The sequence below is a fragment of the Rhizobium sp. J15 genome, from assembly GCF_002531825.1.
In the GTDB taxonomy this organism is placed as follows: Bacteria; Pseudomonadota; Alphaproteobacteria; order Rhizobiales; family Rhizobiaceae; genus Rhizobium.
This window is the reverse complement of record NZ_NWSX01000018.1, coordinates 18,691-43,816: the sequence shown is the minus strand read 5'-3', so window position 1 is coordinate 43,816 and position 25,126 is coordinate 18,691. Positions and strand designations below refer to the sequence as shown.

Genomic DNA, 25,126 nt, shown 5'->3' with positions numbered 1-25,126 from the left:
GCGGTGCCTGGCTCGCCGGAAGGCATTGCGGCGCAACTTGACTCCTTTGCCGTGCGGCACGCCGATCGGCCCTCATGCTGAGGTGCGCAGGCCATAGGCCGGAGCCTCGAAGGACTGGGGCGGGTGGTTGGTGGCGGCGATAACTGCGTTTGCCACGGCGGATGGCTGGGTGGCGCGCGGGGGCTACTTCAGCCGGAAGCGGCCGCTTTCCATTGCCTTGGCGATCGTGTCGCAGGTCTCGTCGGGGCTCAGGCCGGTGACCGGCAGCGCGTGGGGTTCCAATGTGCCGAGGTTTGCGAATTGGCGGTGCAGGTCGGAAATCGGAGCGGGGTCGGTGAGCGTATCGCCGCCGCGTTCGCGGCAGCGTTTGATGGCTTCGTCGAGGTCGGGGCGGAGGACGATGTAGTGCAGGGGGGCTTCGATCGTGCGGAAGGCATCCAGGAACCAGGGGCCGATGATGCCGTCCAGCAGGACGAAGTAGCCGCCTTTGGCATAGCGGGCCGCGGCGGCTCCCAGCACGTCCATCACCGTTGCGTTCTGGGCCTGGGCCTCGGGTTGCCACGGCGGGATGGAGCCCGTCTTGATGAAGCTCCAGAAGTCGTCCGAATGCAGATGGACCTTGGGGCTGCCGGGCAGCCGCGCGATGCGGCTCGCGGCGGTCGTTTTGCCTGAGCCGGGCGTTCCCGTCAGGATGAGGATTTCGTTGGGGCGGAACATCTGGCGTGGTCGGTCGGGTCTCTGTCAGGGCAGGGCTTGGTCGTTCCTATTCCAATCCGACATGTCTTGCCGATGCAAGTGGCGTCGATATTGCGTTTTCGTCCCGCGGCCGCCGTTGCAAGCGCTTCGTCGCGTTCCTACCTCTCGATAAGCTGATGCAGCGGAGGGGCGATGGGCGACCAAGATGCGAAGACTGGGAAACGACGGTCTCGTCGCGATTCCGGATCTTTCTTCAGGGCGGTTGCTGAGGCGGCTTTCGACGTCGATGACGAAATCGGCATTCTGGTGGCGGCCGCATGCATCCTCATCCTGGTGATCAGCTACACGTCCAGCAGCTTGTGCGCCCTGGCAGTCTGGGGCTGGAGAGCTGGCCGGATCTGGCTCCTTCGCGCGCGGCGGGGCAAGGCGCTCGTCCGGTGGTGATGCGGCCGGGGGCTGCCGGCCGTGGTTGGTTTCCAATCCAATAGAAGATGGGGAGCGGCGAACCGCTCGCGCCGTCATCCCTGCCTTGTGCCGAGGGTCTGCTGCTCCGGAGGCAGATGCTCGGGACAAGCCCGAGCACGACGAGGGGATGGCTGATCGCCTTTGGCCGCGGCCGGAGACGATGGCGATCAGCCGCCAAGGCTCAGGCCTTCAGCGCCGCGGCGTAATCGGCGGCGTAGGTCTTCAGCGAGCGCGGGGGCTTACCGGTCAGGGTTTCGACGTCGCCGGTGGTGACGGCGGTCCAGCCCTGGCGGACGGGATAGAAGATCGAGGCGAGGAAGCTCGCGTAATCGGCCGGCACGCCGGCGCCGGTCAGGATGGTGATGAAGGCCTCGTCGGTGATGGCGTTATAGGCGATCGGCTTGCCGGTGGCCTCGGAGAGGATGGCGGCAGCCTCTTCATAGGACAGGGCTTCCGGGCCGGTGAGGTTGAAGGCCTTGCGGTCGAAGGCGGAGGAGGTCAAGGCGGCGACGGCGCTGGCGGCGATGTCGCGGGCATCGATGAAGCTCGACTTGCCGTCGGCGGCCGGAAGCGCGATCTGGCCGTGGTCGATGCCCGGCTTCCAGAAGGTGTGGAAATTATCGGAGAACCAGTTCGGGCGCAGGATGACGTAAGGCGTGCCTGACTTTTCGAGCGCGATCTCGACCTGGCGATAGGGAATGGAATCATCGGCATCGACGCCGATCACGCTCTGGAAGACGACCTTCACCTTGCGGGCAGCTGCCGCCTCGATGACCGGCAGGAGCATGCCCTTGGCATCGACATAGCCCGACGCCAGCAGCACATGGGCGCGATCGACGCCTTCGAAGGCCGGGCCAAAGGTTTCGGGCCTGGCATAATCGAAGACGACGCCTTCGGCGCCGGCGACCGGCTTGCCCGAGCGGGAGGCGGCCTTGACGGCCTCGCCCTTGGCGAGAAGCCCTTCCACCACATGCCTGCCGACGGTGCCCGTCGCGCCGAGAACGAGAATCTTATTGCTCATGCCACTCTCCTTGGTATCTATTGGAAACTATCTAACGATAGGATAGATACAGGCAAATCAGGATTAGAAAAGAGAGCACTTTTTCGTAACCTGGTTTCGTCGGGGAAACCTACGGTTCCCCGGGCCAAACCGGCGGCCGGGAAAAGGGAGAGCAGATGACAGCGATCGAACAGGCCTATGACGTTTTTGAGGACCGCTGCCCGACCCGGCTGGTGCTGGATCGGCTGGCGGACAAATGGGCGCTGCTCATTCTCGACCGGCTGAAGAGCGGGCCGGTGCGCTTCAACCATATCCGCCGCGATATCAAAGGCATATCGCAGAAGGTTCTGGCGCAGACGCTGCGCAAGCTGGAGCGTAACGGGCTGATCTCGCGCACTATCTTTCCCACCGTGCCGGTCACCGTCGAATATGCGCTGACGCCGCTCGGGCGCACGCTGACCGACACGGTTTCGGCGCTGACGCACTGGGCGGAAAAGAACATGGGGGCGATCTTCGCGGCGCAGCGCGCCTATGACGAGGCCTATGCGGATTAAGCATGAACGGGCGGGACAAGCGGAGAGTTCGTCCGGGATTTTGGGCGTGATGCCGGCGCCTGATGGCGGTCATTTCCGGCATCATGCCCTTCCGATCAGCTCAGTATATCGGCCAGCCACTGCTCAACGCTGCGCGGCGTCATTGCGAGGCGGCGCTGCGCGCTCGTCTCTTCGGCAATGACGTTGTCCGGCGCCTGGGCAAGAGCCCGATAGAGGCCGGCGACGGCGGCGGCAGCGCCGGCCCCGAACAGCGGAGTGAGGAGGTCCCCGAAGCTTTCGGGCGACAGCGCTTCGAAGGCGACCGGGCGGCTGAGATGGCGGGAGAAGCCCCGCGCCAGCGCCGCGCCATCGAGGCCGGGACGTTGCCCGACGCCCACGAGGCCGCTCACCGAATGATCGACAAGCAACCGTTCAGCGACTTCGGCGACATCCAGATGGGAACTCCACGACACGGCAAAATCGGCGCCTAGCGGGTAGCGCAATATGCCTTCGGCTTTCACCGCCTCGAATATCGGCGGAAGCAGGAGATTTTCCAGATAAAGCCGCGGCGCGACAATCGCATGGGAAACGCCGCTTTCGCGAACGCCGCGGGTCAGGATCGCGATGGCGCTGTCGTCAGGCGCCTGCAAGACCGATCCGGGGCTGTCGATGATCGATCCGCTGGTCGAGATCACCACGCGACCGGGTCTGGCAAGGTTGATGGCTTCGACGATGCTTTTCGCCTGCCGCACGCGCTCGGGCTCGGCTGTCACCGGCAGGTGAACGAACAGGCCGTCGGCATGGCGATAGGCGGAAACCAGGGATTCGACGGAGGCGTTATCGACCGCGACGGCGGGCTTTCCTTCGAGCGTCGCGGTGTTGCGCACCGCGCCTACAGCGGGTTTGCCCGAGGCCAGCAAGCGCCTGAAGAGCGGCCCGCCCTGTGCGCCGGCGGCGCCATGGATGACGTAAGACATGTCATTTCCTTTCATTAGTGCAGACATTGCATTAATGTTGGTGCAATAATGAGGTCAGTTACGTCAAATGCACTATTGGAGGAAAATCGGCATGAGCGAAAATAAATTGCCGGAATGCGGTGTCGAGCGCTTCCTGCTGCTGCTCGACGGCCCGTGGGCAACGCTGCTCGTGCGCGAGTTGCTGCACGGACCGAGACGGTTTACCGAGCTGCGGGAAACACTGGCGGGGATCAGCGCCCATACGCTGACGCACCGATTGCGCAGGTTCGAAGCGCATGGGCTGGTGACGCGCACGGCCTATGCCGAGACGCCGCCGCGCGTGGTCTATGAGCTGACGGACCTGGGAAGATCGCTGAGCGACGTGCTGAATGCGATGAACGCCTGGGGAAAATCCATTCCGGACGACAGGCTGGTGCGGCTTTGAGCGCCCGTCGCCGTCTGCTCGACGCGGCGGGCGGGCTCACTCGACCTGGATATGGATATGATCGTCGTGGCGAGCGGCGCGGCAGCCTTGGAAGCGGACATGGGCATCGGTGATGCCGAGATCGTTTTTCAGGTGCGGCTCGATGAAGATCTTCTGCAGGTTGAAGCGCGTCACGCCTTCGCTCGTCAGCCAGGCGAGGGCGGCTGCGGTGCGCTGCTCCTCCAGGCGATAGGCTGGGAAGAGCGGCTGCAGCGCATCGAAATCCCAGCGGGTGGTGAGCCAGTCGTGGCGGCCGGCGCAGGGCAGTTCATCGCCGGGGGCGGGCTCTTCGAAGGCAAAATAGCCGATCGGGGAGCGGGTGGCGCCGTTGAGGAAACGACCGTCCGCATCCTTGTAGTAAAAGGCAAAGTCGAGCTTCTTGCCGTCGGCATGGGAGAGATGCGGCAGCAGCGGGAAGCCTTGTATGAACGGGAAATTCGCATCGAGCGCGATGGTGACGGTGCCGGGGAACGCCTGGTCCATATGGGCGGCGAGGGCCTGGGCGAGATCGCGGACGGCGGGGGTGACGTAGTTGCGGTTGAGCGCGCAGTAGATCGGCGAGCGGACCACGAGCCGGTCCGTAGCGCCGGCAAAGCAGGAGAGGGGAACGCGGCCGAAGACCGGCGCGGCGAAGTTTGCGGCCAGGGTGGCGCCGGCATAGAGCAGCAGGAAGAGCGCGAGCCTGGCGGGCAAGCGCCGCGTGCCGATGGCGCGGGCGGCGGCCAGCGCGAGGAGATAAGCGACGCCGCCGATCTGGGTGAGCAGCGTGAGGATGATGACGATCAGAGCGTGGAGGGTAATGCGGAGCACCGGGCGGCCTTGCGATAGGGAGGTTGCATTGCCTTAGGTGAGGGTGTGGGGATGTGCAAGATGGGTGGCAGTTGTTGCGTGTTTGCGGAGTTGTGTCGCAAATGCCATCAAGCGCAGCCTCTTTCGAGGCTAATCGCTATGCGGGAAATGACCAAAAGGCGGAGAGCGGGATGAGACTCTCGTGGGCAGCGGAGACCCATGCGGATGACCTCAGCAGGTGGCTTTGACGCCGCTGCGGGTCTCCGGGTGAAGCTTGCTGACGCGGATGGTTTTACCGCTGGTCCATCTGCCGTGACAGTTCGGCCAGAAGCTGCTCGGGAGCGGTGTTGGTCTGGACGAGATCGACGGCGATGGTGATGGCGCGGCGGCCTTCGACGCTGTCGATGTCATGCTTGTTTTCGCTGCACCATTGCTGAACGGCGTCAGTGACGAGATTGATCTCGCTGTCATTGAGAGAAATGAGTGATTGCAGCAATTTCATGCCCTCCGGTAACGGCAAGAGCACGTATGAACTCTCAAGCGGTCCCGCCGAATGATCTGATGGGCCGACTTCGCCATCTTACGCCGATTGCGCCAGAAGACCACAGGCGCGCTCGAACGGTTCGATTCTGTACAGTTCGCGCAAGGGGCGCGGCGGGCTTCCCGTCCCTGGCCCGACGGGATTATTTCGCCAGCACGATATGGGTGGCTTTTTCGCTCGCCACATGCTGGCGGACGCTGAAGCCGAGGGCGGGGAGGTCGATGCCCGCAAACATCGCTTCGCCCTGGCCGAGCACGACGGGGGAGAGGGCGAAGTGCAGCTCGTCAATCAGGCCGGCCTGAAGATATTGGCGCACGGTTGCAACGCCGCCGCCGATCTTGACGTCCTTGCCGCCGGCAGCCGCCCTTGCCTTGTCGAGGGCCTCATGAATGCCTGAGGTGACGAAATGGAAGGTGGTGCCGCCCTCCATGACGATCGGCTCGCGCGGGTAATGGGTCAGGATATAGGTCGGCGCGTGGTAAGGCGGGTTGGCGCCCCACCAGCCCTTCCAGGCATCGTCCGGCCACTCGCCGCGGATCGGGCCGAACATGTTGCGCCCGAGGATGAAGGCGCCGAAATTGGCCATGGCGCCCGACGCATAATCCTCATCGACGCCGGTCGAGCCATCGTCCTTACCCATCATGGCGCGGAAGGTACGGGTGTGAAAGAACCATTGGAACATTTCCGGCCCGCGCTTTCCGAGCGGATCATTCAGGCTTTGCTCCGGCCCGGCGCCGAACCCATCCACGGAAACGGAAAACCCCGCAACGCGCACCTTGGACATGCTCTCCTCCATGTGATTGCAATTTGAAACTAGTTGTTTTCTCGCATAAGCGATCCTATAATGCAACTGGTTTTTACAGGAGATACCTCGTGAGTATGGAATTGCGGTCCGGCTGCCCGATCAACCTGACGATGGAAGTGCTGGGCGACCGGTGGAGCCTGATCATCATCCGCGACATCATGTTTGGCAACCGCCGGCATTTCCGCGACCTGCTCAACAATTCGCAGGAGGGCATCGCTTCCAACATTCTGGCGGCGCGGCTGAAGCGGCTGCTCTCGCTCGGCTTCATCAGCAAGCGGGACGATCCGAGCCACACCCAGAAGGCGATCTACAGCCTGACGGAGCCGGCGATCCAGCTCGTGCCCGTCTTCGCCATGATCGGCGCCTGGGGCAGGCGTCACCTGCCGGTGACGGAGGATCTCAGCATTCGCGCGCAGCTTCTGGAAGAAGGCGGCCAGCCGCTTTGGGAGGAGTTCATGGAGGATCTCCGGCAGATCCACATCGTCGATCCGGTCGGCGGGGCGAACGGGACGGTGACCTCGCCGGTGCTGGCGCGGCTGACGGCGGCGTTTCTGGAGGTGCGGGGGAAGATGGCGGTGGGGGTAGTGTGAAGTAGGCGAGGGACGATGGTGGAAGGTGTGCCGTGTGGCCCCCTCATCCGACCCTTTGGGCCACCTTCTCCCCGCTGGGGAGAAGGGAGAATGCCGCTTTGCCAGCGCTCCATTAGATAGAGTGCCTTTGAACAAACGCGTCGTTTGGCACCGTGCGCAGGCCTTACTTCCCCTTCTCCCCAGCGGGGAGAGGTGGCCCGGAGGGTCGGATGAGGGGGCCGCTCGGCATGCCGTTACTTCCACCTTCGCCGGCCGGAAAAGACAATTACGATCAACGTTCAGCTGTCGTTTCCTTGGGTTGCTACCGCACGAACAGAATAATCAGCGGCCCGGCCAGCAGGCTGGCGAGGATGAAGGCGGAGAGGAGGTAGGTCTCCAGGAGGCGGAGGATGGATTTGAAATGGATCATGTCGAGGTCCTAAATTGTGGTGCCCGATCCTCCGATGGAACAATTGCGGGAGCATGACCGGCTGCCTTTCAAGTTCCGCAATGTTGCTGCAACCCTTGCGGCCGAAACAGGGGCGCAAGGGTTGGTTGGGCGATGCGGATTCTGCTGATTGAGGATGAGAAGGAGCTGGCCGAGGCGCTGACTGCTGCGCTCGGCAAGCATGGGATCGTGACCGATCACACGGCGCATCTTGCCGATGCCGTGGAGCTGACGCGGCAGAACCCCTATGACGCGATCCTGCTCGACCGGCGCCTGCCCGACGGCGAGGGGCTGCGCTTCATTCCGGAGCTGAGGCGCACGGGCAAGGATACGCCGATCATCGTGCTGACGGCGCTGAACGAGCCGAAGGAGCGGGTGGAAGGGCTCGATCTCGGCGCCGACGATTATCTCGGCAAGCCGTTCCTCGTGGAGGAGCTGATGGCGCGGCTCAGGGCCGTGCTGCGGCGGCCGCCGAGCCTTTCCGAGCTGAAGATCACCGCCGGGCGGATGGTGATCGACCCCCTGCATTTGAGCGTCACCGTCGGCGACACACCGCTCGACCTGCCGCGGCGCGAGCTTCTGGTGCTGGCCGCACTTGCCAGGCGCAAGGAGAAGACGGTGCTGCGCTCGACGCTGGAGGCGGCCGTTTACAACTACGAAGAAGAAATCCAGTCGAACGCCCTCGACGCCCATATATCGCGGCTGCGCAAGCGGCTTTCCGATGCGGGTGCCGAGGTCTCGATCCACAATATCCGCGGCGTCGGCTATCTCATGAAGGAAGAATGATGGGCGGGGCAGAAAACACCAATCCGTCGCTCTGGTGGCGGCTCAGCTGGCAGCTCAGCCTGGTCTTCGTCGGCGTGGTGACGGCCGTCACTATCGGGCTCTGCTTCTATGGCGCGACGATCCTCTCTCCGAATGTTGCGCTGGAGGATCATATTACCGCGGCGCTGGCTCCGGCCGCGGCGCTCGATGCCGAAGGACGGCTTGAGATAAAGGATACGCCGGAGCTCGAGGCGCTCAAGCGGCAATATGACGGGCTCTGGTATGTCGCGGCGACGACGAACGGGTCTTTCGTCTCCTACGGCACCGTTCCTCCAGTCTATGCCGAGCTTGCGCGTCTGACCTATCTGTTCGAAGGGGCCGATATCAGGGGATCGGTGGGCACGGACGAGATCGCTTCGGTGGAAAGCGTGGAGACCGCGATCGGCGAACTCAGGGTTCTGTTCGGCGGCGTCGCCGACAAGGGCTGGCCGGTGATTACGCTGATGGGCGCCGTCTATCCGATCTATGTGCCGCTGCTCGCCATTGCCTTGCCCGCGGTCTTTCTCGCCGTTCCGAGGATCGTCGGGCGGGGCCTTGCCAGCGTCAGCGAGGTTGCCCGCAAAGCCTCGGAGATCGAGCCGCGCCGCTACGATGCGCGCCTGCCGCTGGACGGCATTCCGAGGGAGGTCGCGCCGCTGGTGATCGCCTTCAACGAGGCGCTCGGCCGGCTGGAAAACGAATTCCGCAAGCGGCAGCACTTCCTGATCGATGCGGCGCATGAGCTCAGGACGCCGATCGCGATCATGCAGACCCGGATCGACGGGACGGCGGAGGGGCAGGACCGCAGGCGGCTGCTCGACGATGTCGCGCGCCTGGCCGAGACGGCCGAACAGCTGCTCGATTTCGAGCGCAACGACCAGGCGAGCGATCTCCAGGAGACCGTTGATCTCGTCGAGATCGCCCGCAGCGTGGTGGCCGATCTTGCGCCGCTCGCCATCGGCGCCGGCTACCAGATCTCGTTCCAGAGTGAGATCGAGAGCCTGAAACGCAAGGGCAGCCCTTCGGCGCTGCCGCGGGCCGTCAGCAATCTGGTGCGCAACGCCATCGACCACGGCGGCAACAGGGGCATGATCACGGTCTCCGTGTCGGCTTTCGGCGGCGGGCGGATCGGCGTGGCCGACGAAGGGCCGGGCATTCCGGCCGAGCACCGGGAGCTGGTGTTCGAACCCTTCTACCGCGTCACGCCGAAGAGCACGGGAGCCGGGCTCGGCCTCAGCCTCGTCAAGCAGATCGCCTTGAACCATGGCGGCGAGGTCCGCATCGAAAGCGCTGCGGCCGGCACCGAGGTGGCGATCCAACTCGGATGACGCCGGTTGTTTGCGGCGGCTGATGCTGCCGGAAACGATGTAATGCTGCGGCAATTCTTCACCGCCACTTTCCCCGCACATTATCGGCGACGGAGGCCAGAGAGAGTGCGCAGCAATCCTTTTATTTCATCTTTTTCAAAGGCTTCGAAAGCGGTGTCTCTCGCATTGCCGCTGGCGCTCGCCGCGGCTGCGGCCGGGTGCAGCTCGGTACCGCTGAAGGAGAGCGGGACGCTCTCCACCTATTCCAATCTCGGCGCGCCGAAGGGCAAGCTTTCGAAATCGCGCGTCTATGTCGATGGCCTCAGTCTCGCCCCGATCAAGACGGTGGCGATCGAGCCGACACGCTTCGGCTTCGCTGCGGCGAGCCGCATCAAATCGCCGGATGACCGGGCGATGGTCGCCAATGCGCTCGACCGGGCGCTCTGCATCTCCCTGAGCGACAGATATCAAATGGTGGCGGCGGGGGAGAGCGCTGATCTGACGATCCGCTCGATGGTCACCGACATCGTGCCGACCAACAAGACGATGGCCGGCGTTTCCACGGTCGTCACCGTCGGCACGGGCCTTGCCCTGCCGGTCGGCGTGCCGCGCCTGCCGGTCGGGCTCGGCGGACTGGCGGTGGAAGCCGAGGCGGTCGACAAGTCGGGCGCGCAGCGGGCGGCGATGGTCTGGGCGCGCGGGGCGAACTCGCTGCAGAACAATCCGCGCGTTTCCGAGGTGGGCGATGCCTACGGCCTGGCTTCCAAGTTCAGCGGCGAATTCTCGCGCATGCTGATTGCGGGCAAGGAGCCGAAGGGGCTGGATCTCTCGCTTCCCTCGCGCCAGCGGATGAAATCCTGGCTCGGCGGCAAGCCGAAATACGTCGCCTGCGATGCCTTCGGCCGCGAGCCCGGGCTGGCCGGCGCCGTCGCCGCCAAATACGGCGCGCCGCCGCAATGGACGGAGAAGAAGCCGAAGCCGGCCGCCTATTGACGGAATGCTCAGCCCCACCCCGAGGCTGGGCTGACGGGACGGACGGAGCAGGGATGTCTTGCTCCGTCCGTCTCTTGCATTCGGTTCGACAGCAAAAAGCCCCGCACCTTCATGCGGGGCTTGCTGCGTTGCCAGGGACTGGATTACCGGCACTGGCGGCGTGGGCCGTAGTTCGGCTGGTAGGTGTTGTCGTAGGCGCGGTACGACCGGTAGCGGGCGTAGCAATATTCGGCATGCGAGCTATAGCCGCGCGAGCTGTAGGCGCGGGGCTGCGAGGCGATGATGCCGCCGATGAGGGCGCCGGCTGCCAGGCCGCCGATGATGGCGCCGGTATTATCGTGATGGCGATAGCGACGGTTATAGCGGCCGTAACGATCGTCCCTGTAATAATCGCGGTCGCGATAGTAGCTGCGGTCACGATAATAGTGGCGTCTCGGATACCACCTGCGGCCGTTGTTGAACTGGCCTGGGCAGTTCGTGAAGTTATTGCAGCCGACCTGCATGATCCGGGCATCGCTGCCTCCGGGCGCCGGCTGCGCCGCCTGTTGTACCGGACTCGGCACAAAGGCAGGGCCTGCCGATGCCGGCATTCCGGAGAAGGCCGTCGCTATCGACAGGGCAATGATGGCGAATCTTTTCATGTCACTCACCTTGGGCAAACGGATGTATCGAGGGGATAACGCAGCGGAAGGGATTTAGTTTCATTTTGGGAACAATGAGGCACTGCATGGCGGAATATTCGACGGAAAGTTCAAATTGAAAGAAGATGCTCAATGAGATCTTTATAGGGCGGCTGCTTCAATAATTCCGGTGTAACGGCATTTTCTGCCCATCGGAAGGACTACCATGCGGCTCTCCAGAATTCTCGGCGTTCTCTGTCTCTCCACGACTGTGGCGCTGGCGCCCCTCAACATCATCTTCACCGATCTCTCGCCCGCTTTCGCCAAGGGCGGCAATGGTGGCGGTGGTGGTAACGGCGGCGGTGGTGGTGGTAACGGTGGCGGCGGCGGTGGCGGAGGCGGAGGCGGCGGTAACGGCGGCGGCGGAGGCAGCCATGGCGGCGGCAGCGGCAACAGCGGCAGCCATGGCGGCGGCAGCAGCAAGAGCAGCGGCGGAAAGAGCAGCTCCAGCGGCAAGACCAACAGCGGCAGTGCGAAAAGCTCGGGCAAATTCGCCCAGACCGGCAATACCGGCAAGACGAAATCGGCCAAGCAGACCGTCAGCACCAAGGGCGCAGCCAAGAAGACGACCCTTGCCACGGCGCCGGCGACCAAGCCTTCGAAGAAGCCTGCGGCGGAGCTTGCCAAGCTGAATTCGCTGAAGCGCAACTATCACGCGCTGATGAATACCGCAGATCCCAAGATGGCGGCGCTCTCGGCCTATGCCACCGCCTACGCCCAGTACGAACTCGCCAATGGCGTCGCGCCGCCGGCTGACGATCCCGTTCTCGGCGATGCCGCCCTGATGGCAGCGCTGGCTTCGGCGACCAAGACCGGCACGCTCAGCCCCGAAGCTCTCGGCTGGGCGAAGGACACGCTCGGCATCGGCACGGCCGTCGGCACGATCGACCAGATGAGGGACGCGCTGGCGGCAGCGGCTCCGGTGACGGAGGAACCGGTGGCGGAGACCCCGACGACCGAGACGCCTGTCACGGAGACTCCGGCGACCGAGACTCCGACCGGCGAGACGGCTGATGGTACCGAGACGACAGACCCTGCGACGACTGTGGAAACGACGCCGACCGAGACTTCGGAAACGACTGAAGCCACGGATGGCGTGGATGCGACCGAAACGGCTGCCACGAGCGGCGAGACGACGAGCCCCTGATCCTATCGTCTGGTTTTGCTGAGTTCATCGCCCCTTGGATGACGAGGGGCGATGGCGTTTTCCGGGGCTGCCGGGATGGCCATGGCTCTCCTGGTTCATGCCGGGGCCATGCGGCTCGTCAGCTTCTTCGACCAGGCCATTACGGGGCGCTCCAAGCTCAGCCACGATGCCAGGGCGATGAGGATCGACAGCGATCCGGCGATGGCCGTCGTCAAGGGGCCGCGTGAGACGTCTATCACGGCGAAACGTTCGCTGAGGGCCAGGAGAACGGCCCAGACCGGCAGATGATAGAGATAGGCGCCGTAGCTGATCCGGCCGAGGCCGCTCAATAGTCTGTTTGCCAGGATGGCGAGGCACCGGCCCTTCGAGGCGAGGGCCACGATGAGGGTCAGCGGCAGAAGCAGCGCGGTCTCGATGACAATCCATTCGAAGAAATCTCCGGTTTCGAAGGCGGTGAGCGTCACCAGCCCTGCCAGACCGATCGGCATCGACAAGGAGACGAGCCAGCGGGGCGCGCTCCATCCCTTCGCCGACAGGAAGGATAAGGCGGCGCCGGCCGCCAGTGCGTCGACGGAATCGAAGGGAAGGGCGAGGCCGAGCTCGACCTCGCCCATGGCAAGGGCGATTATCCTGTAAGGCACCACGGCTAAAATCAGCGCACCGCAGAGTTTCAGGAAATACCGGGCCGGCAACGCCAGGACCACGAAGGGCCAGATCAGGTAGAATTGCTCCTCCACGGCAAGCGTCCAGAGATGCCGCAGCGCCCAAGGTTCCGGTCCGTGCGAGGCATACCAGATGTTGGAGAGGAACAAGGCGTGCCAGGGCAGGGACTGGTGCATCATCCGCAGCTGCAAGGCGCCGGCCGCCAAGCCGCAAAATGCGAGCAGCAGATAGTAGGGCGGCCAGATCCTGGCGGCTCTTCGGATGAAGAATGCGATGATAGCCGTCGCGCGGTCGTCCCGCTCTTTGGCCGCGAGCAGAATGTTGGTGATGAGGAAGCCGCTCAGGACAAAGAAGAAACGGACGCCGATATGGCCCAGGTCAGAGTTCTCCTCCCAGAAATGAGAATAGAACACCGATAGAAGTGCTATCGCCCGCAATCCATCCAGTTGAGGCTCACGCATAAGCTGCCTCTATACTTCATCTTGTCCCGAATTGATAAGATGAAGCAAAGGCAGGTGCAAGGTATTTCCGGTTGTTGTTGAGGCGATGCGGGAATCGAGCGCAGGCCAAGGTGCGCGGCGTGGCAGGGCCGAATCCAGCCGTTGGCGTAGTGCCGGCTTCGAGGGGCATTTTCCAGGCCGCGACGGGGAAGCGGGCCGCGGCCGACGCGGCTTTTAAGCTCGGGCTCGCGGTTTGGTGAGCGCCTTGCCGATGTTCTGGCCGGGCATTTCGATGAAGGTATAGCCGAGCCAGGCGAGCGCATAGACGACCGGCATCGTGATCAGCAGCGTGAGAGCCCAGCGAACGGGGTTGGTCACATCGACGGCGCCAATGAGATAGGCGACGACCGGCTGCATGATCAGCAGGTGGATGAGATAGGCGCCGAAGGAAAGCTCGCCGAGATTATGGAAGAAGCGGTTGCCGAGCCAGCTGCTGACGGGTGCGGCTATCCGGGCCGCGGCCGCCGGCAGGCGCTCCGTATGAATGAGCGCGAAGAAGGTCAGGACCAGGACGAGCCTGGTGATCTGATGGAGCCAGTCCATCTCGCCGCCGATCGGGGCGATGACGAGATAACCGGCAAAGCCCGCGAACAGATAGGCGCGCTTCTCATTCGTCCATAGGGCGCCTGCGAGCAGCATGCCGGCTGCGAAGACATGCATCTTGAGCGGCAGGAATGTCGGCATCAGAAACGTGTATCCGACCTTGTGGCACACATACGTTGTCAGGGCGCCGAGCGCCGCAACGCCGGTGATGCCCTTGATCCAGCCGACGCGGCCGACGATGATCATGATAAACGGCAGCGCCGCGTAGAACTGCATTTCGAGCCCGATGCTCCAATCGGGAAGCGCCGTCCTGAAGGAATAGGCGCGGCTGAGGCCGAACAGGAAGGAAAAATGCGCGAGATAATTCGACAGGCTGCTGTCGAGATATCGGCTCGCAAGCTGCGGCTGCACGCCGTTATAGGCGTCGATCACCATTCGGGCTTCGTAGATGAGCGGGCCGAGCGTCAATGCGGCGACGAGCATCACGTAATAGAGGGGCGCAATCCGGAAATAGCGGCGAATCCAGAAGGTGGTCCACGTGCTCGTTGCCTCCCATGGTTCCCTGCCGCGTCGGCGCTGATAGTGGAAGACCATCAGGAAGCCCGAGAGCATGATGAAGAGATCCACGCCCAGTTCGGGATCGCCGATCAGCGGCAGCTTGAAGCCGGTGAGAATATGGGCGTGTCCGATCAGGACCCAGAGGGCGGCGAGACCACGCAAGCCATCGAGGCATTCGATACGACCGCCCGCACGAGAAGGACTCATATTTGCAACCCTTTCGTTTATGGCAGAGGGGATAGCAAGATTTGCGGTGTCGCATCAACAACTTTGCGACAGTATTCGACAATTATCTGCAACGAGCCGATGTGGCCGCGCTCGATTTTTGTTCCCAACCATCCGGTTTCTATGATTGCGCCTCATCGGGGGCGTGATCATCCATGGCGAGACTGACGGCGAAGCAGCGGCTGTTCGTGGCGGAATATCTGAAAGACCTGAACGCGACGCAGGCGGCGGTGCGGGCGGGCTATAGTGAAAATTTAGCACGCAAGAATAGCTGGCGGTTGATGGCGAACGAGGTGGTTCGCGGCGCGATCGACAAAGCGCTGGCTGCGCAGATGGAGCGGCTGGAGATCAGCGCCGAGCGGGTGCTTGCGGCGATCGCCGACATTGCTTTCGGCGATGTGCGCGATGTGTTCGACGAGGAGGGGGCGCTGAAGGCGCCCTCGGAGTGGGACGACAGGACGGCGGCGGCGGTTGCCGGGCTGGAGTTCAATACCTCGGCCAAGGCCAAGGGCGACGTGGTGCATGTGGCGAAGATCAAGCGGGCCGACCGGCTGAAGGCGCTCGACATGCTGGCGCGCCACCACGCGCTCTATCACGATCGGCTGGAGATCAAGGGGCTGGAGGCGCTGAGCGAGAGGCTGGCGCGCGCCAAGGCGCGCAAATCAGGCGATGGCGGGGCGGAGGGCTGAGATGGCGGGTGATGCTGGAAGGGTGGGGCGCAAGGCCGATCCGAACGAGGGAATTATCGAGTTGGCGAGCGATTGCCAGTTCGATCCGCTCGCCTGGAGCCTCAGCGCCTGGGACTGGGGTGTGGGGGCGCTCGAGGGGCATGCCGGGCCGCGGGCCTGGCAGCGGGATATTTTTTCGGCCGTTCGCGATCACCTCGCCGATCCCGCCACGCGGTTTCAGCCGCTGCAGATCGCGGTGGCATCAGGCCACGGCATCGGCAAATCGGCCTGCATGGGCATGCTCTCCAATTGGGCGATGTCCTGCTGGAACGAGGCGATGCTGGTGACGACGGCGAATACCGATACGCAGATGCGCACCAAGACGGCGCCGGAGATCGGCAAATGGTTCCGCTCCTCCATAACAGCGCATTGGTTCGACGTGCAGGCGACCTCGATCCGCGCCCGGGACAAGGCGGCCTCGGACAAGTGGCGGCAGGATTTCGTGCCCTGGTCGGTCAACAATACCGAGGCCTTCGCCGGGCTGCATAATCAGGGCAAGATCATCGTGCTGGAATTCGACGAGGCTTCGAAGATCCACGATAAGGTGTGGGAGGTGGCCGAGGGCGCGCTGACCGACGAGAACACGGTGATCATCTGGATCGTCTTCGGCAATCCGACGCGCAATTCCGGCCGCTTTCGCGAGTGTTTTCGCCGCTATCGTCACCGCTGGGTGACACGCCAGATCGACAGCCGCACGGTGGAGGGCACCAACAAGGCCAAGATCCGCCAGTGGCAGGAGGATCACGGCGAAGACAGCGATTTCTTCAAGATCCGCGTTCGCGGACAGTTTCCGAGCCAGTCAGCCATGCAGTTCATATCAGCAGACGATGTCGACCAGGCGCGTGCGCGCCATCTCCGCCGCGAGCAATATGCCTTCGCGCCCGTCATCCTCGGCGTCGATCCGGCCTGGACCGGCGACGACACGCTGGAGATCATGCTGCGCCAGGGGCTCTATTCGAAGAGCCTCGCCTCGCTTGCGAGAAACGACAACGATGTCGAGGTGGCGGCGCTGATCGCCCGGCTGGAGGAGGAGCACCAGGCCGACGCGGTGTTCGTCGACGCTGGCTACGGCACCGGCATCGTCAGTGCCGGCGAGGTGATGGGCCGCTCCTGGCGGCTGATCTGGTTTTCGGGCAAGCCGCTCGATGCCGGTTTTCTCAACAAGCGCGCCGAGATGTGGGGCATGCAGAAACGCTGGATCAAGGCGGGCGGGGCGATCGATCCGCAGGATGAGGCGCTCTACCAGGATCTCGTCGGGCCGGAGACGGTGGCGCGGCTGGATGGGAAGATCCAGCTGGAGAGCAAGGAGGACATGAAGGCGCGGGGCCTGCCTTCGCCGAACCGGGGGGATGCGCTGGCGCTGACCTTTGCGGAGCCGGTGGTGAGGCGGGAGAGGGGCGTGCGGAGCGGGAATGGGGTGGATGTGGAGGTGGAGTATAGTCCGCTGGGGTGAGGGGGGGGGCCGGCCTCGTCCTTCGAGGCCCCTGCGGGGCGCCTCAGGATGAGGGCGGAGAGGGGGGCTTGGCTCTTCTCATCTCTTTTGAGATCGAGAGTATATGCCGTTCGCTTATGCTCAGCGTTCGCTCCTATCGTCGCTCCCCATCTGCTGTCACGGCAGATGAGCAGTACTAGGTAGCAACTGCCACCACGTCTGCTTTCGGCCCATTGCGGACATCAGCTAGCGAAACGTTCGTGACGGCCGATCCACGAAGATGGATAGTTAAGGTGACTGCTTCATCCGATTAAACATGAACGCGGGGTCCGGCCGGCGCACATTTCCTATGCATCAAGCCCAGACTGGAGCGCAAAACTCCCGCTAAGCTGGTATGTCGGGACTATACTAGCGGAGAACCATAGGAATGAGCGAAAATCAGTCGTGTTCGCGTCTTGAAGTTAGCGTGCGACGTGCGGGGGTGTTGCATAGCGTTTCCGCAAGAAAGAGAATGAAATTATGCTTGATGCCGCGTCCAAGGGTGTGTTTGGCGGCTCGCGTGTCGAGTTCATTCTTTTGGAAGCAGCCAAGCAGTACTGTTCGGAGGCCTGCATCGGCATGATCCGCGACAACGAGGGGATGGCCCGCCAAGGGTTGTGCCTTATAGTCTCTACCTCGAGCCGCCAGACCGTTTTGCCTGTTGCGATTTTCAAAACTCAAACCGATTTGAAGTCCCGCACGAAATCATTTCCGACCAATACTGTATGCGTGGGATAAAGCGCCGCTCCCGAGCCGTCTGTTTTACTGACCGTGTCGTCCATTGATCTTTCAGCTTCAAGCTGTTGGAATCGGTCTGACATGATAATAGATTGCCGTCCCACTATTTTTCGGCGAGGCCATCATGAGGTTGACTAAATTCAAGGTCACGAATTACCGTAATGTCCTGGACTCCGGTTGGATCAACACGACGGACGTCACCGCGTTCGTGGGGCAGAACGAAGCGGGTAAGAGCAACCTGTTCGAAGCTCTTTACTGCCTAAATCCCTACGTGGATGGGGCAACGTACGACGATGCAGAAGACTGGCCCGTCGATGACTGGAAGGGCAGGAAGGATGCGCGCGGCAAGATTGTTTGCCAAGCGTACTTCGTCCTCGGCTCAGAAGAGATAGCTTCCCTTTTCAAGTCGGCGCGGACCACGATAGATGCGGCGGATGGTGCCGAGGCGACAGTGACCCCCGCCGCGGTCAAATTGCCAGAGTCCCTGAACCTCTATGCGTCCCGACACTACGGTTATGGCACAGGCTGCTACATTCATGAAGCCGAGAAGCAGGGGCTTGATCCTAAGAAGGTGAGCGCGTGGGGTCGGGCGAACCTGCCAAAATTCGTTTTGATCCAGGACTACAACTTCTCGGGAAACCAGGTCGAGCTTGACCAGCTCAGACAAAGGTGGGACCGCGCGGGGCGTGAGAACCGACATCAGTTGTCCATAGAGGACCAGACCATTCTCATCGTGCTCGATCTGGCCCAGATCGACATCGATGACTTTGTCGAGAAAGGGGAGACGGCGGACGGTCGAACAATTCGTCAGTTCGATAAGCGGGCTGCCTCCGCTTACCTCACGCAGCAGTTCCAACGCCTTTGGACCCAGAAGAAGGTCAAGTTCGACATCGACATCGATGGTCCGACATTGAACATCTTCGCCGAGGACGAGGCTATCGGTTTCCCCGTCCGCCTCTACCGAAGATCGACCGGGTTCAGGTGGTACGTCTCGTTCGCTTGGAAATTTACACACGCCAGCGACGGCGAGTTCGAAAACTGCATCCTTCTCCTCGAGGAGCCTGGCGTGCATCTCCATTATAGCGGCCAACGCGACCTGCTGCGCGTTTTCGATAATCTTTCGGAGAAGAACACCATCCTTTACACGACGCACCTGGCGTCCATGGTCGATCAGGCAAATCCCGAGCGCGTCAGGATCATCGAGACGAAGGACAACCATGTCGCGGTCAACCATGGCGTCGTGAGTAGTCAGGCCGCCCCCATGGCCGTGATCGAGGCGTCCTTGGGGTTGACACCGGACTTGTCCGGAATGCTTGGAAGCCGGAGGGTTCTGATCGTCGAGGGAGGAACGGACGCGCTCATCCTGAACAAGCTTTCGGGACTCCTGCGGAACGGCGGCAAAACTAGCCTGTCCGATCAAGTCTATCTATGGCCGGCCGCGACATCGACGAGAGCGCCGATGTATGCGGCTTTCGCGATCGGTCAGAGATGGGACGCTGGCGTATTGCTTGATAGCGACGAAGCCGGCCTCGTGGCGAAGAAGAAGATTTCGGAGATGGACCTCAAGGAACTGGCCGCCTCAGATGGCTACGAGTTCCGGGTCCTCACGTTACGCGAGGCCGCAGGCATCAAGAAGACGGATGTCGCCATAGAGGACCTGTTCCCTGACGACTTCTTTAGGGAGTGCGTAAACAGAGCCTACGGGGTGGCAATTCGAACCGAAGACTTGCCCGTCGACGGAACGACGCTCATCTCGAAGCGGGTCGAGACGGTTTTGAAAACTCGCCATGGAAGGACGCTCGACAAGAAGTTGGTGCTGACCGAGATGCTCAAGCAGTTTGACAGCTGGTCGAAGCTCTCCGACTTGCCCAAGGGCACCACGGCTTCGGCGGAAAAGCTCTTCAAGGCGATCAACGGCGCGTTCAAGATCGAGGAAACCGCGACCAAGCCTGCGTGAAATCGCGCAAATAACAACGGCAATAAGGGTCAACAGAAAGTTTGGAGAAATCGCGCATTCTGGCATTCAGGATGATGGCGGTTGCCGGATACTCGTTTCCAAGGGTCTGCACTTTAAGATGATGACTGCTTTTGGCGCGAAGCGGACCTTGCACGTTGGTGGCCGATCTCGTTCTTTGAGGCCCAGCAGCACCCAGATCTATGATGTTGCGGCCTGATCGAACAGCTCGCCCCATCGGCTGGCCGTGTCGTTGATCAATTAGGACGCCCGTGCCAAAGGCAGCGTGTAACCGGCAAGTGCGGAGAATTTCCGTGCCACGTCGGAAGCGATCTTCTGATCGATGTGCATTTCGTTCAGAAACGAATTCTGAAGATCCTCGTCCACCTCCGAGTAGAAGGAGAATGCCGAAGGATCGAAAGCTTCGGCGCTGGCAGGATCGGAGATCTTGGACGCCAACTGCTCAGCCGAAAGCGTCGTCCCATAAGGGGCGTTGACAGTCGACAGAACCTTTACTGCAACAATCGACATCTTTCCAAGCCGCGGAACTCTCTAAGCCATTCATATAGCGCGATAATGCCTGAGAAACAAGGATCTGGCCGATGAACCGCCTTGCCATCGGGGTTGCCGGAGGAGAGGTGGTGGCCGGCCTCGTCCTTCGAGGCCCCTGCGGGGCACCTCAGGACGGTCGGAGGGAGGGCGGCGGCTCGGTGCCTCTCAGTTCTTAAGGATGGGCGAGATTGTTGCCGTTCGCTTCTGTTGCGTAGGAAGCGAAGAGCAATGGGTGGTGTGCCGTGTGGCCCCCTCATCTGCCTGCCGGCATCTTCTCCCCGCTGGGGAGAAGCGGAATCGCGGCAGCCGCTCGGTTGCCTTTATGCATTGGCTTGCGGACGACGGCGGTGCGGCTTGCTCCCTCTTCGCCCCAGCGGGGAGAAGATGCCCGTTAGGGCAGATGAGGAGGGTGAGGAGCATCAACGACGAACGCCTTGAGCGGCGAGCGAAAGGCAGATGACGTGGCTCTGGCGGTGGCTGTTAGCTCGTCGCGAGGGTGTTCGTCGCGGCAACCATCTGGGACGTAGACATGGATTTAGCCCTCCCGGGTGGAGGGAAGAGCAGTGTGCAGGGCAGGGGCGGACACGCACTCTCCCTTGCTGCCTTCCGGCCTTGCCGCGCTCTTCCCTCTTTCGGGGCGATATTTCCCGTGAGCTAGATGGATGATCTCCCATGTGCCTGTTTTCCAAGCCTTCCCAGCCTGATCCGCCGGCGCTTCCGCCGGAGCCGGCGCAGTTGAAGCAGCCGGATGGGGCTGCGGTTCGCACCGCGGTGGCGCGGCGGACCGAGGATCGGGTGCGGTCACGGCCCGATACGATCCTGACGTCGCCGGGGGGCGTCACGACGACGGCGCCGACCGAGAAGAAGACGCTGCTTGGGCAGTGAGGCGGGGCGGATCGGCGCTCGTGCGCAAGGTTTGCGCGGGCCTCCGCGTTCTCCTTTGGCGTCATCCTCGGCATTGTGCCGAGGATCTGCGGTGCCGTCGGCAGATGCTCCAGGGGCAGCTGATAGTTGTTCGGTTTGTGGCGGGCGGATGCCCCTCACCCTAACCCTCTCCCCGTTCTGACGGGGAGAGGGGACGTGCCCAACGCGGTTTTGCCGCGCGGATGAACACCAACGCGGACTTGGCCGCACGGATGGCACCAACGCAGCTTCGCTGCGCGGATGGAGATGACATAAGCATGAGCGACAACGCACCTGATCATGAGAGCCAGATCACCTATCACCGGCGGCGGATGGAGGAGCTGAAGCGGATTCGGCAGCCGTGGGAGAATGTGTGGCGGCAGCTTTCGGACTATATCGAGCCGACGCGGCTGAGGCTGATCGAGAAGGACGAGGGTGCGGTGAGCCGCGCCAAGATCATCGACAGCACCGGCACCTTCGCGCACCGGACGCTGAAATCCGGCATGCATTCCGGCATCACCTCGCCGGCGCGGCCGTGGTTCCGGCTGACGACCTATGATCCGGATCTCAAGGACTTCGCGCCGGTCAAAGAATATCTGGCGGCCGTCGAGCAGCGGTTGCGGGAGGTGTTCCAATCCTCCAACATCTACAATGCCTTTCACACCGGCTACGGCGATCTCGGGCAGTTTGGGCAGTCGGTCGGCATTCTTTCCGAAGACAGCGACAAGGTGGTGCGGCTGCAGCAATTGCTGCATGGCAGCTTCTGGATCTCGCGCGACGAGAACGGCAGGGTGACGACGCTTTACCGGCGGTTCCGCTGGTCGGTGCAGCGCATCGTTTCGCGCTTCGGCTACGACAATGTCAGCCAGACGGTGAAGAATTTCTACGACAATGGCCGCTATGACGAGATGCTGACGATCTGCCATGCGGTCGAGCCCCGGCTTTCGCGCGATCCCGACAGGATCGACAGACGCAACAAGCCGTTCCTTTCCAACTATTGGGAGGAGCAGACGGGCGACAAGCGGCTGCTGGAGGAAAGCGGTTTCGACGAGAACCCGCTGATCGGCCCGGCCTGGGAGATTGCCGGCGACGACAATTATGCGACTTCGCCCGGCCAGATCGCGCTCGGCGATATTTCCATGCTGCAGCTGGAACAGCAGCGCAAGCTGGAGGCGATCGATAAGCTGGTGCGCCCGCCGATGACCGGGCCGACCTCGATGCGCAACAATCCGGCTTCGCTGCTGCCGGGCAAGATCACCTATGTCGACGATCCGAACGGGCGCGGCTTCCGGCCGGCGATGGAGATCCAGCTCAGGCTTTCCGAGCTTGCGAGCGACATTCGCGAGACGCAGGAGCGCATCCGCCAGGCCTTTTATGCCGATCTCTTCCTGATGCTGTCGCAGATGGAGGGCATCCAGCCGCGCAACCAGTTCGAGATCGCCGAACGCAAGGAAGAGAAGCTGCTCGCGCTCGGGCCGGTGCTGGAGAATATCTACGGCGCGCAGCTGGAGCCGACGATCGACCGGACCTACCAGATCCTCAACCGGCGGCGCGAGCTGCCGCCGCCGCCCAGGGAATTGCAGAACCAGGAGCTGAAGATCGAATATATCTCGATCCTCGCCCAGGCGCAGAAGGCGGTGGCGACCGGCAGCATCGAGCGCGGCTTCGCCTTCCTCGGCCAGGTTTCGGCCGTCAAACCCGAGGTGCTCGACAAGGTCGATGCCGACGAGGCGGTCGATCTCTATTTCGACTATCTCGGCGTGCCGCCCTCGGTTGTCGTGCCCGACGACGAGGTGGCGCAACTGCGCGATGCGCGGGCCCAGAAGCAGCAGATGGCCGAAAATGCCGAGATGGCCGCCAAAATGGCGCCGGCGGCGAAATCCGGCGCGGATGCGGCTGCCGTGCTTGCAAGCGCCGGTGAGAACCCGAACGGGGCGGCCCTTCTGCAGCAGCTGGGGCTCGGCTGATGGGCGGGCTCGACGAACATCTCAATCCTGCCGAGCGCCATGAGCGCGAAGCGCTTGCCGCCGCCTTCCGCGAGGTTTTCTCGCTGCCTTCGGGCAAGCGCGTGCTGTTCTGGATGCTGGAGCAATGCGCGATCTATCGCGAGGCCTTTGCCGGCGAGGCGGTGAGCGCGACGCATTACACGCTCGGCCTGCAAGGGGCGGGGCGCAAGCTGATCGCCATGCTCGACGAGGTCGACCAGCGCTTCTACCCCAGCCTGCTGCTCGAGATCGCCACCATCAAAGCCATCGACCGCGAGGTCGCCACCAACATGAGGAGTGAAGACGATGATGTCGACGCATGAGCGCATCGGCCAGCCAACCATTGCCTGGAGCGCCGAAGGCGCCGGCAGCGGCGGCGCGGAGCCCGAGAATATTCTCTTCCCCGATGATGCGCCGCAGGGCGAGGAGGGAATCCATGAGCCGGCTCATGACCGTCAGGCCAATCCGGTCAAATCCGATGAGGCGGCGGCGCTTGGGAAGGTCGAGGAGGGCGGCGAGACCGCGCCCGACGAGGCCGACACGGTGCCGGAGGACGGCAAGTATACGCTTACCATGCCCGACGGCATCGCCGTGGACGAGGAGCTGCTCGCAGCGCTCGGCCCCGATTTCCGCGAGCTGGGGCTGACCAACAGCGAGGCGCAGAAACTTGCCGACCGCTTCATCGCCATCCAGGCGGCGCGCGCCGAGACGCGCGGCAAGGTCTGGGGTGAGACGGTTTCGAAATGGGCCGACGACGCGAAGGCCGATGCCGAGATCGGCGGGCGCAAGTGGGACGGGACCGTGCGCGACAGCCGCCGCTTCGTCAACACGATGGGAACGCCCGCCCTGCGCGAATATCTGGAGGCGAGTGGTGGCGGCAACCATCCGGAGCTTATTCGTATTTTTGCGAAGGCCGGAGCGTTGATCAAGGAAGACGACCCGGCCACCGGCGGCGCCGGAGGAGCGGGCAGACCCGTCGATCCAGCGCATGTTCTGTTTCCGAACGATGCACCGAAAGGCTAAAGAGACATGGCAACAATCGGCAATAGCTTCCCTCAACTGATCGACATGCATAAGGGCTCGACGGAGGGCTCGGTTGTCGAACTGTTGTCCCAGCAGAACCCCATTCTGGACGACGCGGTCGCGACCGAATGCAACATGGGCGCCTCCCACCGCCACATGATCCGCACCGGCCTGCCGTCCGTCGCCTGGGGCCGCCTCTACCAGGGCGTTCCGCAGTCCAAGGCGACCATGCAGCAGGTCGACGACACCACCGGCTTCGTCGAGGCCATGTCCGGCGTCGACGTGCGCCTCCTGAAACTCGCGCCCGACCCGGCCAAGGAGCGGCTGACTTCGGCCGCACCCTTCATGGAGGCGATGAACCAGGAGGTGGCGACCGGCATCTTCTACCACAATACCGAGACGACGCCGGAGAAGTTCAAGGGCTTGTCCGCCCGCTACAGCAGCTATTCCGACACGCGCGGCACGATCGCCAACCAGGTCGTGAACGGCGGCGGCACGGGCAGCGACAATACCTCGATCTGGTTCGTCACCTGGGGCGACCACGCAAGCTCGCTGATCTATCCCAAGGGCACCAAGGCCGGCGTCAGCCACGAGGACAAGGGCGAGCAGCGCGTGCTCGACGAAAGCGGCCAGCCCTATTTCCGCAAGGAAGACTACTGGTGCTGGCATGTCGGCATGTTCGTGAAGGACTGGCGCTACAACGCCCGCGTCGCCAATATCGACGTCTCCAACATGCTCGCCGGCAGCGTCGATCTCTGGGCGCTGATGCGCAAGGCCTATTACCGCCTGCAGTCGCGCCGCCGCGACGGCGTCGCCAGCCGCATCGCGATCTACATGAACCGCGACGTGCTCGAAATCCTCGACGTGCAGTCGAGCGACCGAAGCCTGCTGGCGGCCAACCCGAACTATACCGGCCTGACGCACATGACCGTCGAGGGCAAGGAAGTCCGGGCCTATCGCGGCATTCCGATCCGCGAGACCGACGCCATCCTCAACACCGAGGCGGCAGTGCCGGCCGCGGTGTAACGGCGGCCTGATCGGCTCAGGCCCGTCGCCGATGGCGGCG

Annotated in this window: 27 protein-coding genes; 17 read left to right on the top strand and 10 right to left on the bottom strand. The window is 62.9% G+C overall.

Annotation, left to right across the window (positions count from 1 at the left end):
• Positions 1–183: 183 nt before the first annotated feature.
• On the bottom strand, positions 184–717 hold the full coding sequence (locus CO670_RS17270; protein WP_097591356.1) for an AAA family ATPase: 534 nt from the start codon (positions 715–717) through the stop codon (positions 184–186).
• Positions 718–888: 171 nt separating this feature from the next.
• Here CO670_RS17270 and CO670_RS17265 point away from each other — a divergent pair, with 171 nt between their 5' ends.
• Positions 889–1,140 carry a hypothetical protein gene (locus CO670_RS17265; protein ID WP_097591355.1) on the top strand — a complete coding sequence of 84 codons (252 nt, stop codon included), beginning with the start codon at positions 889–891 and terminating at the stop codon, positions 1,138–1,140.
• Between the two features lie 202 nt (positions 1,141–1,342).
• Here CO670_RS17265 and CO670_RS17260 read toward each other — a convergent pair whose 3' ends face one another.
• Positions 1,343–2,182 (bottom strand): SDR family oxidoreductase, encoded by an 840-nt coding sequence (locus tag CO670_RS17260; protein WP_097591354.1) that lies wholly within the window; start codon positions 2,180–2,182, stop codon positions 1,343–1,345.
• Positions 2,183–2,337: 155 nt separating this feature from the next.
• On the opposite strand from CO670_RS17260, the gene CO670_RS17255 reads away from it, so the two are divergent.
• Complete coding sequence (locus CO670_RS17255) at positions 2,338–2,715, top strand: helix-turn-helix domain-containing protein (RefSeq protein ID WP_097591353.1); 378 nt, start codon at positions 2,338–2,340, stop codon at positions 2,713–2,715.
• Between the two features lie 95 nt (positions 2,716–2,810).
• Here CO670_RS17255 and CO670_RS17250 read toward each other — a convergent pair whose 3' ends face one another.
• Positions 2,811–3,671: an NAD(P)H-binding protein gene (locus CO670_RS17250; protein WP_097591352.1), complete on the bottom strand. Its 861-nt coding sequence runs from the start codon at positions 3,669–3,671 to the stop codon at positions 2,811–2,813.
• 91 nt (positions 3,672–3,762) lie between these two features.
• Here CO670_RS17250 and CO670_RS17245 point away from each other — a divergent pair, with 91 nt between their 5' ends.
• On the top strand, positions 3,763–4,095 hold the full coding sequence (locus CO670_RS17245) for a helix-turn-helix domain-containing protein (RefSeq protein ID WP_176538962.1): 333 nt from the start codon (positions 3,763–3,765) through the stop codon (positions 4,093–4,095).
• Positions 4,096–4,131: 36 nt separating this feature from the next.
• Here the strand turns inward: CO670_RS17245 and CO670_RS17240 are convergent, their stop codons facing one another.
• From CO670_RS17240 to CO670_RS17230, 3 genes are all read right to left on the bottom strand, one after another.
• Positions 4,132–4,944, bottom strand: a complete 813-nt coding sequence (locus CO670_RS17240; RefSeq protein WP_097591351.1) for a hypothetical protein — start codon at positions 4,942–4,944, stop codon at positions 4,132–4,134.
• A 271-nt stretch (positions 4,945–5,215) separates the two neighbouring features.
• A complete protein-coding gene (locus tag CO670_RS17235) occupies positions 5,216–5,419 on the bottom strand; it encodes a hypothetical protein (protein ID WP_097591418.1) in 204 nt (67 codons plus the stop codon).
• 187 nt (positions 5,420–5,606) lie between these two features.
• On the bottom strand, positions 5,607–6,248 hold the full coding sequence (locus CO670_RS17230; RefSeq protein WP_097591417.1) for a dihydrofolate reductase family protein: 642 nt from the start codon (positions 6,246–6,248) through the stop codon (positions 5,607–5,609).
• An 89-nt stretch (positions 6,249–6,337) separates the two neighbouring features.
• On the opposite strand from CO670_RS17230, the gene CO670_RS17225 reads away from it, so the two are divergent.
• The 4 genes from CO670_RS17225 to CO670_RS17210 all read left to right on the top strand — a co-directional run bounded on the left by CO670_RS17225 (position 6,338) and on the right by CO670_RS17210 (position 10,390).
• Positions 6,338–6,859 carry a helix-turn-helix domain-containing protein gene (locus CO670_RS17225; protein ID WP_097591350.1) on the top strand — a complete coding sequence of 174 codons (522 nt, stop codon included), beginning with the start codon at positions 6,338–6,340 and terminating at the stop codon, positions 6,857–6,859.
• Between the two features lie 541 nt (positions 6,860–7,400).
• Positions 7,401–8,072 carry a response regulator transcription factor gene (locus CO670_RS17220; RefSeq protein WP_097591349.1) on the top strand — a complete coding sequence of 224 codons (672 nt, stop codon included), beginning with the start codon at positions 7,401–7,403 and terminating at the stop codon, positions 8,070–8,072.
• A complete protein-coding gene (locus CO670_RS17215) occupies positions 8,072–9,418 on the top strand; it encodes a HAMP domain-containing sensor histidine kinase (protein ID WP_176538968.1) in 1,347 nt (448 codons plus the stop codon). Before CO670_RS17220 ends, CO670_RS17215 begins: the two co-directional genes overlap by 1 nt.
• 42 nt (positions 9,419–9,460) lie before the next feature.
• The gene (locus CO670_RS17210) at positions 9,461–10,390 is read left to right on the top strand and encodes a DUF3313 domain-containing protein (RefSeq protein ID WP_245425856.1); all 930 of its coding nucleotides are present in this window, start codon (positions 9,461–9,463) and stop codon (positions 10,388–10,390) included.
• A gap of 143 nt (positions 10,391–10,533) precedes the next feature.
• Here the strand turns inward: CO670_RS17210 and CO670_RS17205 are convergent, their stop codons facing one another.
• The gene (locus tag CO670_RS17205; RefSeq protein WP_097591347.1) at positions 10,534–11,031 is read right to left on the bottom strand and encodes a BA14K family protein; all 498 of its coding nucleotides are present in this window, start codon (positions 11,029–11,031) and stop codon (positions 10,534–10,536) included.
• 205 nt (positions 11,032–11,236) lie between these two features.
• Between CO670_RS17205 and CO670_RS32985 the strand changes: the two genes are divergently transcribed.
• The gene (locus tag CO670_RS32985) at positions 11,237–12,217 is read left to right on the top strand and encodes a hypothetical protein (protein WP_176538960.1); all 981 of its coding nucleotides are present in this window, start codon (positions 11,237–11,239) and stop codon (positions 12,215–12,217) included.
• 95 nt (positions 12,218–12,312) lie between these two features.
• Here the strand turns inward: CO670_RS32985 and CO670_RS17190 are convergent, their stop codons facing one another.
• Positions 12,313–13,341: an acyltransferase gene (locus CO670_RS17190; protein ID WP_097591345.1), complete on the bottom strand. Its 1,029-nt coding sequence runs from the start codon at positions 13,339–13,341 to the stop codon at positions 12,313–12,315.
• Positions 13,342–13,554: 213 nt separating this feature from the next.
• A complete protein-coding gene (locus CO670_RS17185) occupies positions 13,555–14,688 on the bottom strand; it encodes an acyltransferase (protein ID WP_097591344.1) in 1,134 nt (377 codons plus the stop codon).
• 173 nt (positions 14,689–14,861) lie between these two features.
• Here CO670_RS17185 and CO670_RS17180 point away from each other — a divergent pair, with 173 nt between their 5' ends.
• From CO670_RS17180 to CO670_RS17160, 4 genes are all read left to right on the top strand, one after another.
• Entirely contained in the window at positions 14,862–15,395 is a 534-nt protein-coding gene (locus CO670_RS17180) for a terminase small subunit (RefSeq protein ID WP_097591343.1), read from the top strand.
• A gap of 1 nt (position 15,396) precedes the next feature.
• Positions 15,397–16,887: a terminase gene (locus CO670_RS32980; RefSeq protein WP_245425854.1), complete on the top strand. Its 1,491-nt coding sequence runs from the start codon at positions 15,397–15,399 to the stop codon at positions 16,885–16,887.
• A gap of 498 nt (positions 16,888–17,385) precedes the next feature.
• The gene (locus tag CO670_RS17165) at positions 17,386–17,643 is read left to right on the top strand and encodes a hypothetical protein (RefSeq protein ID WP_097591341.1); all 258 of its coding nucleotides are present in this window, start codon (positions 17,386–17,388) and stop codon (positions 17,641–17,643) included.
• A 124-nt stretch (positions 17,644–17,767) separates the two neighbouring features.
• Positions 17,768–19,600: an AAA family ATPase gene (locus CO670_RS17160; protein ID WP_097591340.1), complete on the top strand. Its 1,833-nt coding sequence runs from the start codon at positions 17,768–17,770 to the stop codon at positions 19,598–19,600.
• A gap of 258 nt (positions 19,601–19,858) precedes the next feature.
• On the opposite strand, the gene CO670_RS17155 is transcribed toward CO670_RS17160, so the two are convergent.
• Entirely contained in the window at positions 19,859–20,128 is a 270-nt protein-coding gene (locus CO670_RS17155; RefSeq protein WP_097591339.1) for a hypothetical protein, read from the bottom strand.
• 693 nt (positions 20,129–20,821) lie between these two features.
• On the opposite strand from CO670_RS17155, the gene CO670_RS17150 reads away from it, so the two are divergent.
• The 5 genes from CO670_RS17150 to CO670_RS17130 all read left to right on the top strand — a co-directional run bounded on the left by CO670_RS17150 (position 20,822) and on the right by CO670_RS17130 (position 25,086).
• A complete protein-coding gene (locus CO670_RS17150; RefSeq protein WP_088687745.1) occupies positions 20,822–21,034 on the top strand; it encodes a hypothetical protein in 213 nt (70 codons plus the stop codon).
• Between the two features lie 296 nt (positions 21,035–21,330).
• Positions 21,331–23,019: a portal protein gene (locus CO670_RS17145; protein WP_097591338.1), complete on the top strand. Its 1,689-nt coding sequence runs from the start codon at positions 21,331–21,333 to the stop codon at positions 23,017–23,019.
• The gene (locus CO670_RS17140) at positions 23,019–23,360 is read left to right on the top strand and encodes a hypothetical protein (RefSeq protein WP_097591337.1); all 342 of its coding nucleotides are present in this window, start codon (positions 23,019–23,021) and stop codon (positions 23,358–23,360) included. Before CO670_RS17145 ends, CO670_RS17140 begins: the two co-directional genes overlap by 1 nt.
• Positions 23,344–24,060 (top strand): hypothetical protein, encoded by a 717-nt coding sequence (locus CO670_RS17135; protein WP_245425851.1) that lies wholly within the window; start codon positions 23,344–23,346, stop codon positions 24,058–24,060. Before CO670_RS17140 ends, CO670_RS17135 begins: the two co-directional genes overlap by 17 nt.
• 6 nt (positions 24,061–24,066) lie before the next feature.
• Positions 24,067–25,086 (top strand): major capsid protein, encoded by a 1,020-nt coding sequence (locus CO670_RS17130; RefSeq protein WP_097591335.1) that lies wholly within the window; start codon positions 24,067–24,069, stop codon positions 25,084–25,086.
• Positions 25,087–25,126 lie beyond the last annotated feature (40 nt).

Bases quoted from the DNA above. Each gene is read 5' to 3' on its own strand.
- CO670_RS17270 (WP_097591356.1), bottom strand. From the start codon at position 717: ATGTTCCGCCCCAACGAAATCCTCATCCTGACGGGAACGCCCGGCTCA.
- CO670_RS17265 (WP_097591355.1), top strand. From the start codon at position 889: ATGGGCGACCAAGATGCGAAGACTGGGAAACGACGGTCTCGTCGCGAT.
- CO670_RS17260 (WP_097591354.1), bottom strand. From the start codon at position 2,182: ATGAGCAATAAGATTCTCGTTCTCGGCGCGACGGGCACCGTCGGCAGG.
- CO670_RS17255 (WP_097591353.1), top strand. From the start codon at position 2,338: ATGACAGCGATCGAACAGGCCTATGACGTTTTTGAGGACCGCTGCCCG.
- CO670_RS17250 (WP_097591352.1), bottom strand. From the start codon at position 3,671: ATGTCTTACGTCATCCATGGCGCCGCCGGCGCACAGGGCGGGCCGCTC.
- CO670_RS17245 (WP_176538962.1), top strand. From the start codon at position 3,763: ATGAGCGAAAATAAATTGCCGGAATGCGGTGTCGAGCGCTTCCTGCTG.
- CO670_RS17230 (WP_097591417.1), bottom strand. From the start codon at position 6,248: ATGTCCAAGGTGCGCGTTGCGGGGTTTTCCGTTTCCGTGGATGGGTTC.
- CO670_RS17220 (WP_097591349.1), top strand. From the start codon at position 7,401: ATGCGGATTCTGCTGATTGAGGATGAGAAGGAGCTGGCCGAGGCGCTG.
- CO670_RS17215 (WP_176538968.1), top strand. From the start codon at position 8,072: ATGGGCGGGGCAGAAAACACCAATCCGTCGCTCTGGTGGCGGCTCAGC.
- CO670_RS17210 (WP_245425856.1), top strand. From the start codon at position 9,461: ATGCTGCGGCAATTCTTCACCGCCACTTTCCCCGCACATTATCGGCGA.
- CO670_RS17205 (WP_097591347.1), bottom strand. From the start codon at position 11,031: ATGAAAAGATTCGCCATCATTGCCCTGTCGATAGCGACGGCCTTCTCC.
- CO670_RS32985 (WP_176538960.1), top strand. From the start codon at position 11,237: ATGCGGCTCTCCAGAATTCTCGGCGTTCTCTGTCTCTCCACGACTGTG.
- CO670_RS17190 (WP_097591345.1), bottom strand. From the start codon at position 13,341: ATGCGTGAGCCTCAACTGGATGGATTGCGGGCGATAGCACTTCTATCG.
- CO670_RS17185 (WP_097591344.1), bottom strand. From the start codon at position 14,688: ATGAGTCCTTCTCGTGCGGGCGGTCGTATCGAATGCCTCGATGGCTTG.
- CO670_RS17180 (WP_097591343.1), top strand. From the start codon at position 14,862: ATGGCGAGACTGACGGCGAAGCAGCGGCTGTTCGTGGCGGAATATCTG.
- CO670_RS32980 (WP_245425854.1), top strand. From the start codon at position 15,397: ATGGCGGGTGATGCTGGAAGGGTGGGGCGCAAGGCCGATCCGAACGAG.
- CO670_RS17165 (WP_097591341.1), top strand. From the start codon at position 17,386: ATGCTTGATGCCGCGTCCAAGGGTGTGTTTGGCGGCTCGCGTGTCGAG.
- CO670_RS17160 (WP_097591340.1), top strand. From the start codon at position 17,768: ATGAGGTTGACTAAATTCAAGGTCACGAATTACCGTAATGTCCTGGAC.
- CO670_RS17155 (WP_097591339.1), bottom strand. From the start codon at position 20,128: ATGTCGATTGTTGCAGTAAAGGTTCTGTCGACTGTCAACGCCCCTTAT.
- CO670_RS17150 (WP_088687745.1), top strand. From the start codon at position 20,822: ATGTGCCTGTTTTCCAAGCCTTCCCAGCCTGATCCGCCGGCGCTTCCG.
- CO670_RS17145 (WP_097591338.1), top strand. From the start codon at position 21,331: ATGAGCGACAACGCACCTGATCATGAGAGCCAGATCACCTATCACCGG.
- CO670_RS17140 (WP_097591337.1), top strand. From the start codon at position 23,019: ATGGGCGGGCTCGACGAACATCTCAATCCTGCCGAGCGCCATGAGCGC.
- CO670_RS17135 (WP_245425851.1), top strand. From the start codon at position 23,344: ATGATGTCGACGCATGAGCGCATCGGCCAGCCAACCATTGCCTGGAGC.
- CO670_RS17130 (WP_097591335.1), top strand. From the start codon at position 24,067: ATGGCAACAATCGGCAATAGCTTCCCTCAACTGATCGACATGCATAAG.